Raw genomic sequence first — 18,261 nt, forward strand, 5'->3', positions numbered from 1 at the left:
CCAATACAACAGATCAAGCGTTAATTGCATCTTTTAATGATTTACCGGCTTTAAAGGCAGGCACTTTTGCGGCTTTAATTTCAATTGGCGCACCCGTTTGTGGATTACGTCCAGTGCGAGCGGCACGGTCTTTTACAGAAAAAGCACCAAAACCAATGAGAGAAACATTATCACCATCAACCAAAGCTTGTGTTACAGAATTAATAAAAGCATCCAGAGCACGACTTGCAGCCGCTTTAGAAATGTCTGCACTTTCTGCGATATTATCGATTAGTTGTCCTTTATTCATTCTTTTATCCCCGTTTTTTTATTTGTAGTGTTTTCTTTTTATGAAGAATAAACACAGGTTATATCTTCGCTATGCTAGGCTACGTTGCTATGAGATTAGGTGCAAGTTAATTTAACAAAAACTCACTAACAAGCCTTGATTTTATGTGATTTAGCACCTATTTCTGACTATTTTGAACAGTAAATCCCTTTAAACTTTGCTCAAGCGCTAATTCTAAAACCTCTTCTATCCAACGCACTGGTTTGATCTCTAATTGATTTTTTATATTATCTGGGATTTCTTCAAGGTCACGCATGTTTTCAAATGGTATCAATACCGTTTTAATTCCACCGCGACGCGCAGCTAATAACTTTTCTTTTAACCCACCAATCGGTAAAATTTCGCCTCGCAGAGTAATTTCGCCCGTCATCGCAACATCAGCTCGTACAGGGATACCCGTTAAACTTGAAACCAATACAGTGCACATTGCGGCGCCCGCACTTGGCCCATCTTTAGGCGTAGCCCCTTCCGGCACATGCACATGAATATCACGTTTTTCATGAAAGTTTTCATTAATGCGCCATTCACTTGCACGTGAACGTACCACAGTCATTGCGGCTTGAATCGATTCTTGCATCACATCACCGAGAGAGCCGGTATAATTAAGCTTACCTTTACCAGGCATAGATGTGGCTTCAATGGTTAATAATTCTCCGCCCACTTCTGTATACGCAAGACCTGTGACTTGTCCAACTTGATTTTCTGCTTCTGCTTTTCCAAAATCAAAATGGCGTACGCCTAAATAATCTTTCAAGTTATCAATATTAATAACAACATTCTTTAGTTTTTTATTTAATAAAATTTGTTTTACAACCTTTCTACAAATTTTAGAGATCTCACGTTCTAGTCCACGCACACCCGCTTCACGAGTATAATAGCGAACAATACCAATAATCGCGCTGTCATCAATACTAATTTCGCTTTCTTTAAGGCCATTACGTCTAACTTGCTTACTGGTTAAATGCTGTTTAGCAATATTCATTTTTTCATCTTCGGTATACCCCGACAGACGAATCACTTCCATACGATCTAGTAATGGTCCGGGAATATTCATTGAATTTGATGTTGCCACAAACATCACATCAGATAAATCATAATCCACTTCTAAATAGTGATCATTAAAAGTATTATTTTGCTCAGGATCGAGTACTTCAAGTAATGCCGATGCCGGATCACCTCGCATATCTGAGGCCATTTTATCAATTTCATCAAGTAAAAACAGAGGATTCTTAACCCCCACTTTACTCATTTTTTGAATGATTTTTCCGGGTAAAGAACCAATATATGTCCTGCGATGTCCACGTATCTCTGCTTCATCACGCACGCCACCAAGCGCCATTCGAATATATTTACGTCCCGTTGAGCGAGCAATCGATTGGCCTAATGATGTTTTTCCTACACCAGGGGGACCAACTAAACACAATATAGGGCCTTTTAATTTATTAACTCTCGTTTGCACTGCTAAATACTCTAAAATTCTCTCTTTTACTTTATCTAAGCCATAATGATCTGCATCGAGTATTTCTTTTGCTTTGGCAATGTTCTTTTTAACCGGAGAACGTTTTTTCCACGGTACATTGATTAAGCTTTCGATATACGTCCGGATAACACTTGCTTCAGAAGACATGGGCGACATCATTTTTAACTTTCTAAGCTCTCCCATGGCTTTTTCTTTTGCTTCAACAGACATCCCTGCTTCTTCTATCTTAGCCTCAAGCTGATCGTTTTCATTATTTCCATCTTCTGACTCACCCAATTCTTTTTGGATCGCTTTCATTTGCTCATTTAAGTAATATTCACGCTGACTGCGTTCCATCTGTTTTTTAACACGGCTACGAATACGTTTTTCAATTTTTAAAATGTCTTCTTCCGTCTCCATCATCGCCATTAAAAATTCAAAACGCTCAGTAATAGAGTTCAGCTCCAATACGGCTTGTTTATCTTCTAAATTAAGTGGCATATGTGCGGCAATCGTATCCGCTAAACGAGCAACATCATCAATACCATTTACTGAGGCCAAAACTTCAGGTGGAATTTTTTTATTTAATTTAATATAAGATTCAAATTGACCAATAACGCTACGCATTAAAGCGTCTTCTTCTTCGGGATCCACATCCTCACTTTCTAATATCTCAATTTTTGCGAAGAAGTAATCTTTATTATCTATATCAGCAACAATTCGCGCCCGTTGCACACCTTCCACCAGTACTTTAACGGTGCCATCAGGCAGTTTCAATAACTGTAATATATTAGCAACCGTACCAACTTGATATAATTCATCTGTTTTTGGATCATCTAACGAGGCTTCTTTTTGTGCAACCAATAAAACTTTTTTTCCTAGCTCCATCGCCGCTTCTAAACATTTAATTGATTTATCCCGCCCCACAAATAGAGGGATAACCATATGCGGATAAACAACTACATCACGTAGAGGTAATACAGGCAGGGTTAGTTGTTGTTCAGATTCAGTTTTCATAATATCCCCAGAGACGTTCATTTTTAAACCGAGTGTTTTCACTCATTAGTAATTGATAATAGTGGGGCTATACGTTTTTTTTTCAAGGGTAAAAACAAAAAAGAGAGCCTTTAGCTCTCTTTTTATATAAAAAAACGAACAAACGCCTATTTATTAGACGATGCCAGTTTAGCTTGCTTATCACTATAGATAATTAAAGGATCAGCATCACCTTGGATTACTTTCTCATCAACCACCACTTTACTCACATTTTGCATTGACGGTAAATCATACATAGTATCAAGTAATACAGATTCAACAATAGAGCGTAAACCACGAGCACCTGTTTTACGTTTCATTGCTTTTTTTGCCATCGCTTTTAACGCTTTAGGACGAAACTCAAGTTCAACATCTTCTAAATCAAATAACGCTGAATATTGTTTGGTAATCGCATTTTTAGGTATGGTTAATATATCGACTAATGCTTCTTCATCTAACTCAGTTAATGTAGCAATAACTGGTAATCGACCAATAAATTCAGGAATTAAACCATATTTTATTAAATCTTGTGGTTCAACTTTCTTAAAGGTTTCACTTAATGTCGCTTTTGAGTCTTCACCGCGCACCGTTGCACCAAAACCAATTCCTTGTCCGGTATCTATACGTTTCTCAATAATAGAATCTAAGCCTGAAAAAGCACCACCACAAATAAATAAGATTTTAGAAGTATCCACTTGAATAAATTCTTGGTTTGGATGTTTGCGTCCTCCTTGTGGAGGAATAGAAGCCACCGTACCTTCAATTAGTTTCAATAATGCTTGTTGCACACCTTCACCCGAAACATCTCGTGTAATCGATGGATTTTCAGATTTGCGCGTTATCTTGTCAATTTCATCAATATAAATAATTCCACGTTGTGCTTTTTTAGGATCATAATCACATTTTTGTAATAGCTTTTGGATAATATTTTCAACATCTTCACCAACGTAACCCGCTTCTGTTAACGTGGTTGCATCTGCCATCGTAAATGGGACATCAAGCAAACGTGCCATTGTTTCTGCTAATAATGTTTTACCACTACCTGTCGGCCCAATTAAAAGAATATTACTTTTACTTAGCTCAACACCCTTATCTGAATCTCCGTATTTTAAACGTTTATAATGATTGTAAACAGCAACGGATAATACTTTTTTAGCCTGATCTTGCCCAATCACATAATCATCTAAGTTGGCACGAATCTCATGGGGAGTCGGTAATTTTTTATCTTCTTTTTCTACATCAAGATTAATACTCGTATTTAGCTCTGCAATTTCTTCTTGTATAATATCATCACACAGATCTACACACTCATTACAAATATATACAGATGGGCCAGCAATCAGTTTTTTTACTTCATGCTGACTTTTTGCGCAAAAAGAACAGTACAGTAAATTATTACTATCTTTCTTATCGGACATAATTATTCCTTGCTTATTTTCTTTTCGTTAATACAGAATCAACAATTCCGTATTTTAACGCTTCATCGGCACGCATAAAATTATCACGATCCGTATCTTTTGTTATCACATCAACATCTTGCCCGGTATGAAATGCCAATAATTCATTCATACGTTTCTTTGTTGCCAAGATTTCTTTCGCGTGAATCTCAAAATCAGAAGCTTGACCTTGAAAACCACCTAATGGTTGATGAATCATCACTTTTGCATTTGGTAAACAATGGCGTTTACCTGGTGCTCCACTGGCCAATAAAAATGCACCCATACTGGCAGCCATTCCCATACAAACAGTACTTACATCCGGTTTAATAAACTGCATTGTGTCATAAATTGCCATCCCAGCACTGATTGAGCCACCGGGAGAATTAATATAAATATAAATATCTTTCTCTGGACTTTCTGACTCCAAATATAATAATTGTGCAGTGATAACATTCGCCATATGATCTTCAACTGGCCCAGTTAAAAAGATCACGCGTTCTTTTAATAACCGCGAATATATATCATAAGAGCGCTCACCTTTTGCAGTTTGCTCAACAACCATTGGGATCAACGTATTGCTCATTACTTCCGTCTGTGTGACAAATTGATTTTGCATATTTCACCTTCAATATATTTAATTAATTTAAATCGTTAGTCGTGCTTCGCACCTAACAATAAAAATGGCTCGAGTGAATCCACACGAGCCATCAAATCTTAAGCAATTGTTTTAACGGCGATTAGGCCATTAAGCAACCGTTTTATTCATGATCTCGTCAAACGTTTTTTGCTCATTTGTAACTTTTGCTTTTGCAAAAATAAAATCAACAGCTTGTTCTTCTAATGCAACATTTTCCATGTTTTGCATCATTTCTTTATTATTTTTATAGTACTCAACAACTTCAACTGGATTTTCATATGCAGATGCTGCCGATTCAATTAATGCAGTCACTTTATCTTGATCTACTTTTAATTCGTTAAGCTTAATCACTTCACCTAATAATAGACCTACTTTAACGCGTTTTTCCGCTTGCTCTGTAAATAATTCTACTGGCAATTCTGGTACGTTTTTAGGATCCATTTGCTTGCCATAGCGTTCCATTGCTTGCTTACGTAAAATATTTATTTCACTATCAACCAATGCTTTAGGAATGTCCACTTCATTGTCTGCAACTAATGCATTTAATACAACGTCTTTTGCATTATTTTTTAATACTTGCTCAAGTTCACGTTGCATATTCTTTTTAACGTCTTCTTTAAGCTCGTTAATTTCACCACTTTTCACACCGAATTTTTTAACAAAATCTTCTGTGATTTCAGGAAGAATTTGCTCTTCGACTTTGTTCAAGTTGATTTTAAATTTAGCAGCTTTACCTTTTAAGTTTTCTGCATGGTATTCTTCTGGGAAGTTAACTTCAATTGTAAACTCACTACCGGCTTTATTACCAACAATTCCCGATTCAAAACCAGGGATCATACGACCAGATCCAAGTACAATTTGGAAATCTTCCGCTTTACCACCTTCAAAGATTTCACCATCGATAGAGCCTTCAAAATTGAGCGTCACTTGATGTTCATCCGCTGCATTTTCTTTTATTTCTGACCATGACGCATGCTGCTTACGCAACGTCTCGATCATTTTATCAAGATCTGCATCGGTTACTTGTGCATCTTCTTTACTTACCGATAATTCAGCAAGATCTTTTAAGACTACTTCAGGGTAAACTTCAAAAATTGCAGTAAAAACAAAATCTTCGCCTTTTTTACGGGCTTTAGGCGCAACAGATGGCGCACCTGCTGGGTTTAATTTTTCAGCAATAATCGCTTCAAAAACATTTTTTTGCATGACTTCACCAGCAACTTCATTTTCAACCGCCGCACCAAAACGTTTAATTATAACAGAAACAGGTACTTTGCCTGGACGGAAACCGTCAACACGTTGTGTTTTTGACAATTTACGAATACGACCATTAAATTCTTTTTCAAATACGTCAGCGGCAACAGTGATTGTCATTGTGCGCTCTAGGCCTTTTGTTGCTTCAACAGAAACTTGCATGTTATTTCCTTTATTACTATTTTAAGTGTTTGCTTAGACATATGACATATGGCTAATTAATAAAATTTCAAGGGATTTCTGCGCCGATGACCATTAAAACCCCAATAACACCCGGACCAACCACAACAGGGATAGCCAAGGGAACTACCGCAAAATCTTTACTTTGCTTCAAATCTTTTTCTGGTAATGCACTATCACCTCGGATCATATCTAAAGCACTTAAAAAAAGGACGGTCCCCGCACCTATTTTAAAAGCGTCTAATGTAATGCCAAATAAACTGAAAATATAGGGTCCAAAAAACAGAAAAACGACACATGCCACCATCACTGTAATACCCATTTTTATAATGGTGTTTTTTTTATCAGCCTTATTCATGTCGGTGCTCATCGAGATAAATACAGACATAATAAAAAAGGGGGTCATCATGAAAAATATTTTTAAATAAAGAGCAAAAAAGGTTTCTATCATAACAATCTCTGGATATAAAAATGGGAATGCTAACATAAGACGATATTATATCCATCAGCATTACGCATTGCACAGATAAATTATTGATACGCCAAATGACGTACCGACATATTTTAATTTTCAAAAGTAAAAAACAAAGCAAAAAACAAACATTCTGGATACTATTTAAGCACAGATATTTACTTGAGACGCTCCTAATAAATTTTGTAATTGTAATGCGCTTAATTCTATATCCATACCTCGTTTTCCCGCACTCACAAAGATTTGGGGCACATTAAAGGCACTTGTATGGATAAGCGTACGCAAACGTTTCTTTTGCCCAAGCGGGCTCACACCACCTAAAATATATCCTGTCGAACGTAATAACGCATTTTTTTCTGCCATTTGTGCTTTTTTAACTTTAAAGCAATGCGCTACTTTTTTCATGCTTAACTTTTCAAGTACGGGCAATACAGCAACAATTAATTCCTGTCCATCCAGACAAACCACCAGCGTTTTAAAAACAAGTTCGCTCGCAACGCCTAACTTTTCACACGCTTCTTTACCATACGCGTCGTTATCTTTCGCATGGATATATTCATGCACTTTAAAATTCACTTTTTGTTGCTTTAAAAACTTAATCGCGGGTGTCATTCTCTTTCCTCTTTTCTTTACTCTAAATGATATTAGTTCTTACACTATTCAAGATAATTAATTTACCCTATTTGTTTCTTTAAGGCGTTCAACCAAGCGACTATAACGTAATGTTTTTTGTTTGATAGCCAGTGCCATTATGTCTAAATTCGCAAATAACGTCAGGCGTTTTTTGGCGCGGGTCACTCCTGTATAAATCAATTCACGTGTAACAACCGGCACCACTTTTGTCGGTAGTGCCAAGAGAGTATGCTCAAATTCAGACCCCTGACTCTTATGTACGGTCATGGCATATGACGTTTCGTGACCAGGTAATCGGCTCGGTTGAAAGTCTGCAACATTACCATCTGACATTTCAAAGTAAACGCGCAGTTTTCCTTGTTTATCGGTGAGACATAAACCAATATCACCGTTGTATAAACCTAAATGGTAATTATTTTGGGTTATCATCACCGGCCTACCCGAATACCAGATCTGCAAATTTTGTCCTTGCTCTGCCACTTTATCTATTAATCCTGCACGCGACAGTACCGTTTCTGTAATTTGATTCAAGCCTTGCACGCCCCAATTTCCTTCCCTAATTGCACACAGTATTTGAAAACAATTAAACGCTTTTAATAATACCTTCGGACATGGCCCATCATGACTCAGCCGCTCTTGCATTAACAGCAAATAAGGGCGATAACCCTCAAGTATCATTTCCTGCAATATTTTTTGACTCGAGGTATTATTTTCATAATGCGCTAAATCATCATACTGTGTAAACAGAGCTAACACTTGCTCTGAGTTTGCTTGACCTTTATTGATAGCATTACTTAAAAAACCGATCCCGGAATATTGATCAAAACGATAACTTTTTTGTAATAAACAACAATTATCCGCCATTCCTGAAGAGTCTATGTGGGTATTGCGTAAGCATTCAAACCCCGTTAAATCCGCTAATTGTTGCGCTTTGCCGACACTATACCCCGTATCAATAAAAGCACAAATATCGCCTAATACAGCACCCGCTTCAACCGATGAAAGTTGATCTTTATCGCCTAACAAAATAAGACGCGCATGCTCCGGTAGCGCCATCAATAACTTGGCCATTAATGGTAAATCGACCATAGAAGCTTCATCTATCAATAGTAAATCTAAATGTAAGCGTTGATTTTCATTAAAACGAAAATGATTACTGCCCGCTTTAACACCTAATAAACGATGTATTGTGCAGGCGTCGCTCGGTATGTTTTTTTTAATTTCATCATCAATAGGTAGTACTTGTAAAGCCTCACGAATAGAAGCACTTAAACGGGTGGCAGCTTTACCCGTTGGCGCCACCATTTTTACAATCATATTCGGCTGTGCGCTTAAGAGTAATGCCAATAGTTTCGTTACCGTGGTTGTTTTACCCGTCCCCGGTCCTCCAGAAATAACACAACGAGCACTCGTTACCGCCAACGCCGCACTAACTTTTTGCCAATCGCAACGCATATTTTGAGGAATAAGAGTGTGTAAGGGCATTAAATCTAGCGCATCATTAGCTCGCTCAAAGCAATTTTGTATTGCGGGCCAATCTAAGGACTTAGATAACGAATTAGTGGATAAAACATCCAAGTATTTTTCACATAATAATGGAAGAGATTGCGCCTTATCTTGCAACCATTTTTCATAAATATAATGAAAATCTATCGCAAATAATTTATCTAATTGATGTTTTACATCATTCATAAATAAATTTTGAGGCTGATGTAGTAATTTATCTGCAATGATTTGCTCATATTTTGCATATCTGCGCAGATATAAAGCATTATATTCAAGACTCAGAGGCGCCCTATCACCCACACAAATAGATGCCTCTAAACACCGTTGCGTTTGAACAGTATTTTGCAATAAACAACTTAAATCATAACGTAAACAAAATGTTTGCAGATCTGTATGCATCGCCATACATTTTTTCTTTAATATTATAATTATCTGCTCAATAGGTAAACAAATATGCCCCACACCTAAATATTCACTACAAAATACAGCACTTAATAATGTTAAATTATCCCCGCCTAATTGCCCGATAAAGGCGCCAAAATGTAAATCAATAGGGCGTAATAAACCTTGTGCTTTCCATTTTTTTAATTCATTTAACACCTTAATTTTCCCCATTAAAGAGTTTATCTAACCCATCAATTAACAAAAAATCAGGCTTAGTAAAATAAACACCATAATTTTTATCTCCTTGCATACCTCGAATAAATAGATAAAAAACACCCCCCATATGTTGCTCATAATCATAATTTTTAATTCGGCTACGCAACAATCGATGTAACGCTAAAGTATAAAGTTGATATTGAAAATCATAACGATGCTCAATCATAGCAATACGGATGTTCGATTCACTATAATCATTGAGTGAATCACCTAAATAATTAGATTTATAATCTACGATATAATACTTTCCAGCCGACTCAAAAGTAAGATCTATGAACCCTTTTAAATAGCCTTGTACTGCCTTAAAATTCAGCGACCCAGCTTCTGCAGAGAGCCCATCATAACGTTGTATTAACTGTTCGATTTGCGCACTGTATAACGTTCTCATGCTTAAAAAGAATTGCATCTCTATTTTTATAGCTGCCGGTGATAATTGTTTTAAACAAACATGCTCTGTTAAGGGGTGATTTAACATTTGCTCAAACCAAGTACTTAAAATAGGTGTCCAAAGCATAGCATCATCATAAATATGTAAATTCAATTGCACATCAATTATCGTTTCTAATTGCCTTTTATCTTTACATTGAAAATCAATTAATTCAAAGAGTAAATGTAAAAATGTCCCATGCTTCGCTCCTCGAGGAAAATTAAACGGTGTTAACACACTTTCCTCTAATGCCAGATCTTGTGCTGGTATAAGACTTAGCTCCTCCTTAGGTATCGTTTGTTGTGAATGCAAGCGAGATAAAGAAGAATAACTGCTGATCCACCAATTACGCTCAATATGTCGACAAAAAATAGGGGGGGGTTGTTGCGTGATATTATTTTTATAAGGAGCATAAGCGAGTTTCTTCCGCGGGGGCGTATTACGCACTGCAATATTCACACTCGCGTGGCACATTTTATCTAGATAAACTTTTAAGGCTTGAGAATCTCCGGCTAAGAGATCTTTTTCTGTTTGTAAACAAATGTAACCTAATGCACTTTTTACTAATGGACTATTTTTCAATCGACCCGATTTATAATTCGAAATCCCTAAATAACAACGCTGAATACTGCGCGTTAAACCTACATACAATAATCGTAGATCTTCAGCCAGTTGCTCTTTATCAGTGAGTGCAACATGCGCTTTTTCTTTATTTAAATCATAATACAGATGGTGTTTGTTATCGGGATCATGGTAGACACAATCCCGCGGTTTTTGATATAAACCCATAAAAGGCATAAAAACTATATTATATTGTAAACCTTTTGATTTATGCAGCGTACTCACTTGCACTAAGTCTTTTTCACTTTCTAAACGTTGTTTTTGTTCACTGTTTTGTGCTTTTTCTTGACTTACTTGCTCACTAAACCAACGTAATAGAGAAAAACAACCATCGTGCTCTACGCTGTTTTTTTGTAATAATTCAGTAAGATGTAAAAGATCGGTAAGCAACCGTTCACCTTGATCTAGTCTGAAAAGATGTTGAATGATACCTTGCTCATGAAACAATTTATGCAACATAACCAACACACCTCTTTTTTCCCATAATGCATGATAATCAAAAAACTGGCCTATCTTTTCTTCCCAGCTCGAAGCATCCGATAGTTGCTGATAAATTTGATACGGTGTTAAAGCAAATAATTTACAACCCAAAGCGTTACGCAACTGACGCTCATCTTCAGGATTTAAACACGCTCTTAAAATAAACAGTAAATCATTACCTAACGACGTCGCATACACACTTTCTTTTAATGACAAATAAACACTGTTAATATTTTCATCTAATAACGCGCCACGTATTAAGCTCGCCTCTTTGCCCGTACGGACTAAAATAGCAATATCATCGGCTTTTATTGCTTGCTTATTACCCTGTTCATCTTCTAAATAAGCTTTGCCTTGTTGACCTAATAATAAAATATTCTTTATTTCATTTACACACGCAAAGGTTATCGTTTTTTTAAACGAATCTACATTTTCACCCCCTGCAGAATGAATAAATTGTAATGCACTTTGCGAGATATCCTCCTCATTATCGATCACCAATTTTTCCCGCTGAATATCAGGTACTTGAATTGGTACAAAAGGAATATCATTATTGTAAATAAAAGGCGCGGGACAATGCGCAAAGAAAGTATTCACCGCATCAATCATTTGCGCTGACGAGCGATAGTTAAAATCTAAACTGTAATGCGCTGACACTTGTTGTCTCGCTTGCATATAAGTAAATATATCCGCCCCACGGAAACTATAAATCGCTTGTTTAGGATCACCAATCATAAACAAACCCGCCGTTTTTTGCCCCATGTCTTCTTCTGACATTGCATCGTCTTCATAGATACTTTGGAAAATACGATATTGCACCGGATCCGTATCTTGAAATTCATCAATCATAGCAATCGGGTAAGTCTTTCTTATTTTATCTGCCAACTGATGCCCAACAGAGTTTTGCAATGCATTATCTAAGCGAATTAATAAATCATCAAAGCCTAATAAACTCTGGGTTTGCTTATTCTTATTTAAATGCGCGCGTACCCAATATGTCGCCATGATCAATATCGTATTTTCAAGACTCAAATCTTCCGCATAGAGCTCTTCAATAGCATGAAAAACAGCGTGCCTAGGTGTTGCTCCTTTAGGCGTTTTCTCATCCAATTGTTTTTGTGAAAATTTTTGTAGATTTTTGGGTAAGATAAGAGATTTTGATGGTTGCATGGCCCACGCTGAAACTTGCGCTAACCAAGTGGGTAAATTCTTTTTACTATAACTGCGTTTAGAGACATCTGAGCCACTAATAATATCAAAATAATCATCATTATTTGCTTGCCACATTACTTTAATAGCATTGATTTTTTGTAAACTTTGTTGATACTTTTCTTTAAAATCAAGATTTTTTAACGTGGGTAGGAAATTCATTTCAAGCCGAGATAAACTCGGTAACAATGCTTTTTTAAGTTGTTCTGGGTGTTGCCAATAACTATAAATCAGCTCCGTTAAATGACTCGACAAATCATAAAAATGCGTACGCCAAAAATCATTACACGCTTGCTCAATGAGTAAACTATCATCTTCTAATAAGTTTTGTTGAAATAAACTGCCAGATTCAAACGCATTTTGCATTAACATTCGCTGACAAAACCCATGAATGGTATAAACCGCAGCTTCATCCATTTGTAATTCGGCAAAACGTAACAAACGAATATCTTCATCGATATCAAAACTACTTTCTAGGAGTTTTTGCACAAAGGAGTCGAGACTTTTACCCTGCATAAAGTCCAAGCGCACGCTAATAATTCTGTCTCTAATACGTGCACGTAATTCGGCTGTCGCGGCCTCCGTAAACGTAACCACTAAAATTTTATCCACACTTAAGGGTATATGATGACTATTTTCACCACCATGGCCTAATAATAATCGAATAAATAAACTAGCAATAGTATAGGTTTTTCCTGTCCCTGCAGACGCTTCGATTAAACGCATACCATATAAAGGAAAAGTTAATGGATGTAATGATTGAGGTAAAATAGATACCATTATGATTTATTCTCCCACATCATATTTGATAATATTAAGATGACTTAAAATAGGCTTGAAAATTTTAAACGCCAGCATTTCAAATGCGGGCCAATGCGCCTCTAATTGTTCGTACAATGGACGAATATACGGATCGCTCCCTTCACTAAAACCACGGCTACTAGAGAAAACATCGAGCGCGGCCTTTTGCGCTTGAATACAAGTCTCAAGGGTAAGATCTTCGAATAAAAAACAATCCGCTTGTACGTCTTCAACCGCAAGGCTCCAAGCATATGCACTTTCAACGAAAAAGGCTAAGGGATGTTGTAAGCCATCTTCATACAATAAAATGAATTCATATAAACGCTTATAAGCATAATCGGTGTCTAGCTCGGCAAAATCAATACCATTATTTTGACCTAATAATGTTGAGGTTAAATTTTGCGTATGCGTAAGACAATAACAAAGATGATCTAACCATAACGTTAATATATCTTTACCTTTGATATTTCCTGTTTTTATACGGACTAATCCCTGCGCACAATGACCGGTTAGTTCTCCTAACAAATGCTTTTCTGCAAATTGTAAATCTATTTTTATACTCGAGGTTTCACCCACGTAATAATTTGCCACAATGGCCGCTAAGTCGATCATGTTTTGTTTATCTTTATTAAAGACTAAGTGACCAAATTCACCAAAAGGTAGCTCACCAGTCCCCCTTAATTCATCAAATAAACCCTCAAGTGAGCGCCCTTTGGCACACACCTCAAATTGTTGTGCTTTTAAATAGTATTGCTGTAAATTATTAAAAACGAATGGCTCATCTTTCTCATTATCAATATCTTGCATTTCTAAATAAATATCTAAACGTTGATTATAAAAAGCCTTACAGGGATGCTTTAAAAACTGCTTTAAATGTAATAAAGAGATGTCTATAAGAGGCTCAGCAAGAGGAACAATGCGTGGTTCATCATTACTTGTTACTTGTTTCGAACTATTTAAAGCCTCCCACCAGCGCGGATCATAAGTCGTCATTTGGCCAGAGTAATAAGCGCCACTAAAACTTTGCATTGGATAATAATATGTCATTGCCCGCATCAAGTTTTGAGCAGCTTCAACGCAACTAAGCTTTATATCGCTTTCTAATACAAAACTTTGTGTGCAATAATTAAGTAATTCAGACACCAATACTGAAGCCATTTTGACACTGTTATCATTCACATCCCGCCCAATATAACTAATGTAAAGTTGCTCTTGTGCCGATAACATCGCCTCTAAAAACAAATATCTGTCTTCCTCTCGGCGGGAACGATCCCCTCGTTGACGATGCCCTGCCATTAAATCAAAGCCCATCGGTACGATAGTTCGGGGATAGACACCATCATTCATCCCTAATAAACAAACAACTTTAAATGGAATTGAGCGCATGGGCATTAACGTACAAAAATTGACAGGGCCAGTTAAGAATCGCTGACTATTCGATTGATTGGATAAATGCGCATCCAAAAATTCAAGCAATACAACAAGGGCTATGGGTTGACTAAATTGAGCTTGCTCTGTCGCCAGCATCAGTACATCCATTTGTTCTCGAATAAGTGCAAATATGGCGGTGTTTTCATCCTCTTCAAGATAAAACGTATCAATTAATTGATAAATAAATTGTTGCCATTGTGATGCAGTATATGATTTCTGTAAGTCTTTTTCTAAACACATTAATGCATCGACAAAATCGATAAAACGGCCCAACAAATCACCTTGTGAGCCTTCAACTTCATCATAAGGTGCAATCCCCGCAAAGAGTGTGTCTCCCATTGCATAACCTAATAACATACGCTTTAAACCAAATAACCACGTGTTTTGGGCTTGCTCGGGTAAATCCCATTGAGTTCCACTTTGTGCATCTAATCCCCAACGAATACCACTTCCGTGGATCCACTTTTGTAAAATAATAAAATCTCGTTGAGTTAAATCAAAACGCGCCAAAATTGCAGGAACTTCAAGTAACGCCAATACATTTTCACGCGTATAACGCGTCTGATTTAAATTCAATAATTGTAAAAAACTTACTAAAATAGGATTTTCTTGCTGTGCACTCACATCCGACAGAGTGAATGGAATATAACGATTATTTTCTACACCATTAAAAACCGCTTGTACATAAGGGGCATATTGATCGATATTAGGCACCATCACGATAATATCTTTGGGGGTTAAATGACTATCACGTGTAAACATTGCCAACAAATTGTCATGTAAAACTTCAACTTCTCGCATAATAGTGTGTGTGACATGCACACTTAATGATTTATCACCGCTCGCAACACACAATTTATCCTTCGCTTGTAAGCTTAATACTTGGCTGCTGTCTTGTAATGATAAAATATCAGCTTGCAAATGATGCAATAAACTATCGCGTTCAATATCGACAAAGGCATCTATCTCATTTTGATCCATGCAATACAATTGATACAAGAAATCGCGTCCCATCTGACCCATTGAAGCAAGTAAAGGATTACCTACCTCACTTTTCTCATCTCCACTTAGCGCCCACTGTAAATGCTTATCGTCTTTTTTCCAACTTGATTTTGCCCACTTTTCAATACTTCCATGCTTCAACACCAACTTTTGTCGCTGTTGTGCAAAACGCCTTGCTAACAATTTAGGATCAACAATATCAGCCCAATAGTAGCGACAAGGATTACTTAATAAAAAATGTACTTCACAATGCCGACTTAATCCCAATAATGCTTGCAGATAAGCACTCGGCAACGCTGAAACGCCAAATACGAACAGCCGTTTAGGCAGATGATTTAACGGTTTGTCTTGTTTTAAAACATTTAAAAAGTCTTGATACAAGCCCGCACGATGATATGCCTTGCCCTTCTCTTTAAAATGAAGATCTATTTTTTCACTCAATTTTTTCCACAGTTTAGCTTGCCAACGTTGCTCATTTATCCATGCGGGTTGTGCATTAAGATTGTTTTCATCCCAACTCGCAATCTCTTCATAAGAGTGCTTATCCCAATGCTCTATCCACTGTGGTCGATAGACTAAATATTGATCAAAAATATCCGCGATTTTTTGACTCAACTGGAAACGTTTTCGACACGTTTCATCTTCCACTAAATAATGTTGTAACGCGGCAAAATCGGGGTCATCTAAACATTGTGGTAACAGTTGCATAATATGCCAAGTCATTGCCATTTTATTAAAAGGACTACTCTCAGGTACATCCTTTAAAACATGTTTAAATTGTTGCCAAATAAAACTCGCAGGCAAAGGAAAATCAAGGTTCGCTGCAATGCCTGTTTGTTGCGCAATTTCAAGCTGCAACCATTGCGCCATTCCGGGGCTTTGTACTAAAATAATTTCATTATCAAAAGCATTATCAAGAGGTGATTGTTGTATTAACGCCAAGAGTAAATCTTTTAAAAGGGATAGTTGATTGGAGTGATAAACATGGAACACAAGCGTCTCCTAAGCATTATTAATAAGCTTTTTATATAATTTAACGGCAGATGTTTTATTTAAACTTATAAGATATAAGCAATAAAGTTCATATTAAATATGACGAGTTATTTTGTTGAAAGACTTTAACACTGGATAAAAAATGGATATTTATTATTTCGCCACGTTGTTTTTATATCAGAGCAACTTTAATACCATGAACTATTTCACCCAAATATTATAAATTGGCTTTAAAGAAGGCTAAAAATAGCCTTCTTGTTTAACGCTTTACGCGTTTTTTAATCCACCAAACGGATTCCATCATTCGCAATTAGAATGCGTTTATGACGATACAATTGACCAATTGATTTTTTAAAATTAGCTTTACTCATTTTTAAAATTTTTGCTATTTGCTCAGGTCGACTTTTATCATGCAAAGGCAAAAAACCTTGATTTTGTTTAAGACTTTGTAAAATACGCTCTGCCAAGGCATCAACCTTCGCATAACCCACTTTGGTTAAACTAACATCTAGTTTACCATCACTACGGATTTGTTTAATATAGCCTTTACAATGTTTGCCTATTCCCATATCGCCAAACACTTCACTTTCAAATAATACACCCCAATGTTGATGATTAATAATCGCTTTAAAACCTAAATCTGTTTTTCCGGCAATCAACAAGTCAACTTTCTCCCCGACTTTATAGTCTGCAGGCGTTTTATCTAAAAAACGATCTAATTTAGACGATGCAACTAAACGTTCACTTATATCGTCTTGATAAACATAAACCACATAACCATAACCTTCTTTCATAGGAATATGTTGTTGATTAAAAGGTACGAGAAGATCTTTTGGTAAACCCCAATCTAAAAAAGCACCTACACGATTCGTATCGATAACTTTTAACGAACAGAACTGATTAACTTCGGCTTTCGCTCTCTGTGTGGTTGCTATTAAACGATCTTCAGAATCAAAATATAAAAAAACATTCAGCATATCACCAATACGCATAGTATCGGTGGCATAACGACGCGGTAATAAAATTTCCCCTTCCTCTAAACCATCTAAGTAAAAACCAAAATCAACTTCTTTGATGATCTCAAGTTCGTTATACGTACCAATTTTTATCATATTATCTCTCTTTAATTTTCCGCTAAAGGTGACCAAACAATCGCCTTGTTTCGCATTTTAAATATGGCTAATATTCGCTAAAATATGACAAATTTAATATGCATTTAAAGGTAAATGACTACCTCGACATCGACATTAACAAAGCTCATTACGTGGCAATTTATTGATCACCGCCAATGTCAAACGAGAACTACAAATGAGTTGCTGTTTTTCATTACAAATATCTATCTGCCAAACTTGCATAGTGCGCCCTAAACGCACCACTTTTGCCGTCCCCGTTACCACACCTTTATGTACACTACGTAAATGACTGGCATTAATTTCAAGACCAACACAAACTTTATCTTCATCAATCGCCATATTACCTGCAACGCTACCTAATGTTTCCGCAAGTACCACTGATGCCCCCCCATGCAGAACACCAAAAGGTTGTTGCGTTCTGTTGTCTATCGGCATACTCGCTTGTAAAAAATCAGCGCCAATTTTCGTATATTCTATGCCCAACAAATCAATAATAGTGTTTTTGCTGAGCGCATTTAGTCCCGCTAACGTCGCCTCTTTTTTCCAAATAGACATATATAT

12 protein-coding genes are annotated in these 18,261 nt (G+C 36.6%); all 12 read right to left on the reverse strand.

Annotated elements, in window-relative coordinates:
• Positions 1–13 precede the first annotated feature (13 nt).
• Positions 14–289 carry an HU family DNA-binding protein gene (locus B8W84_RS04845; RefSeq protein ID WP_094752160.1) on the reverse strand — a complete coding sequence of 92 codons (276 nt, stop codon included), beginning with the start codon at positions 287–289 and terminating at the stop codon, positions 14–16.
• 157 nt (positions 290–446) lie between these two features.
• Positions 447–2,804: an endopeptidase La gene (gene lon, locus B8W84_RS04850; protein WP_094752161.1), complete on the reverse strand. Its 2,358-nt coding sequence runs from the start codon at positions 2,802–2,804 to the stop codon at positions 447–449.
• Between the two features lie 146 nt (positions 2,805–2,950).
• Entirely contained in the window at positions 2,951–4,240 is a 1,290-nt protein-coding gene (clpX, locus tag B8W84_RS04855; RefSeq protein ID WP_094752162.1) for an ATP-dependent protease ATP-binding subunit ClpX, read from the reverse strand.
• Between the two features lie 13 nt (positions 4,241–4,253).
• Positions 4,254–4,877 carry an ATP-dependent Clp endopeptidase proteolytic subunit ClpP gene (clpP, locus tag B8W84_RS04860; RefSeq protein WP_094752163.1) on the reverse strand — a complete coding sequence of 208 codons (624 nt, stop codon included), beginning with the start codon at positions 4,875–4,877 and terminating at the stop codon, positions 4,254–4,256.
• 129 nt (positions 4,878–5,006) lie between these two features.
• Entirely contained in the window at positions 5,007–6,314 is a 1,308-nt protein-coding gene (gene tig / locus B8W84_RS04865) for a trigger factor (RefSeq protein ID WP_094752164.1), read from the reverse strand.
• 67 nt (positions 6,315–6,381) lie between these two features.
• On the reverse strand, positions 6,382–6,783 hold the full coding sequence (locus tag B8W84_RS04870; protein WP_257797916.1) for a MarC family protein: 402 nt from the start codon (positions 6,781–6,783) through the stop codon (positions 6,382–6,384).
• A gap of 165 nt (positions 6,784–6,948) precedes the next feature.
• Positions 6,949–7,416, reverse strand: coding sequence for a Cys-tRNA(Pro) deacylase (gene ybaK / locus B8W84_RS04875; protein WP_094752165.1), 468 nt, complete (start codon positions 7,414–7,416; stop codon positions 6,949–6,951).
• A 57-nt stretch (positions 7,417–7,473) separates the two neighbouring features.
• The gene (recD, locus tag B8W84_RS04880) at positions 7,474–9,543 is read right to left on the reverse strand and encodes an exodeoxyribonuclease V subunit alpha (RefSeq protein WP_094752166.1); all 2,070 of its coding nucleotides are present in this window, start codon (positions 9,541–9,543) and stop codon (positions 7,474–7,476) included.
• Between the two features lies 1 nt (position 9,544).
• Positions 9,545–13,120, reverse strand: a complete 3,576-nt coding sequence (gene recB / locus B8W84_RS04885) for an exodeoxyribonuclease V subunit beta (protein ID WP_257797917.1) — start codon at positions 13,118–13,120, stop codon at positions 9,545–9,547.
• 6 nt (positions 13,121–13,126) lie between these two features.
• Positions 13,127–16,567: an exodeoxyribonuclease V subunit gamma gene (recC, locus tag B8W84_RS04890; protein WP_094752168.1), complete on the reverse strand. Its 3,441-nt coding sequence runs from the start codon at positions 16,565–16,567 to the stop codon at positions 13,127–13,129.
• A gap of 278 nt (positions 16,568–16,845) precedes the next feature.
• A complete protein-coding gene (locus B8W84_RS04895; RefSeq protein WP_094752169.1) occupies positions 16,846–17,679 on the reverse strand; it encodes a CvfB family protein in 834 nt (277 codons plus the stop codon).
• Positions 17,680–17,814: 135 nt separating this feature from the next.
• Positions 17,815–18,255, reverse strand: coding sequence for a hotdog fold thioesterase (locus B8W84_RS04900; protein WP_094752170.1), 441 nt, complete (start codon positions 18,253–18,255; stop codon positions 17,815–17,817).
• Between the last annotated feature and the right edge of the window lie 6 nt (positions 18,256–18,261).

The sequence above is a fragment of the Psychromonas sp. CD1 genome (assembly GCF_002239585.1).
Lineage (GTDB): Bacteria > Pseudomonadota > Gammaproteobacteria > Enterobacterales > Psychromonadaceae > Psychromonas.

Bases quoted from the DNA above. Each gene is read 5' to 3' on its own strand.
- B8W84_RS04845 (WP_094752160.1), bottom strand. From the start codon at position 289: ATGAATAAAGGACAACTAATCGATAATATCGCAGAAAGTGCAGACATT.
- lon (WP_094752161.1), bottom strand. From the start codon at position 2,804: ATGAAAACTGAATCTGAACAACAACTAACCCTGCCTGTATTACCTCTA.
- clpX (WP_094752162.1), bottom strand. From the start codon at position 4,240: ATGTCCGATAAGAAAGATAGTAATAATTTACTGTACTGTTCTTTTTGC.
- clpP (WP_094752163.1), bottom strand. From the start codon at position 4,877: ATGCAAAATCAATTTGTCACACAGACGGAAGTAATGAGCAATACGTTG.
- tig (WP_094752164.1), bottom strand. From the start codon at position 6,314: ATGCAAGTTTCTGTTGAAGCAACAAAAGGCCTAGAGCGCACAATGACA.
- B8W84_RS04870 (WP_257797916.1), bottom strand. From the start codon at position 6,783: ATGATAGAAACCTTTTTTGCTCTTTATTTAAAAATATTTTTCATGATG.
- ybaK (WP_094752165.1), bottom strand. From the start codon at position 7,416: ATGACACCCGCGATTAAGTTTTTAAAGCAACAAAAAGTGAATTTTAAA.
- recB (WP_257797917.1), bottom strand. From the start codon at position 13,120: ATGGTATCTATTTTACCTCAATCATTACATCCATTAACTTTTCCTTTA.
- B8W84_RS04895 (WP_094752169.1), bottom strand. From the start codon at position 17,679: ATGATAAAAATTGGTACGTATAACGAACTTGAGATCATCAAAGAAGTT.
- B8W84_RS04900 (WP_094752170.1), bottom strand. From the start codon at position 18,255: ATGTCTATTTGGAAAAAAGAGGCGACGTTAGCGGGACTAAATGCGCTC.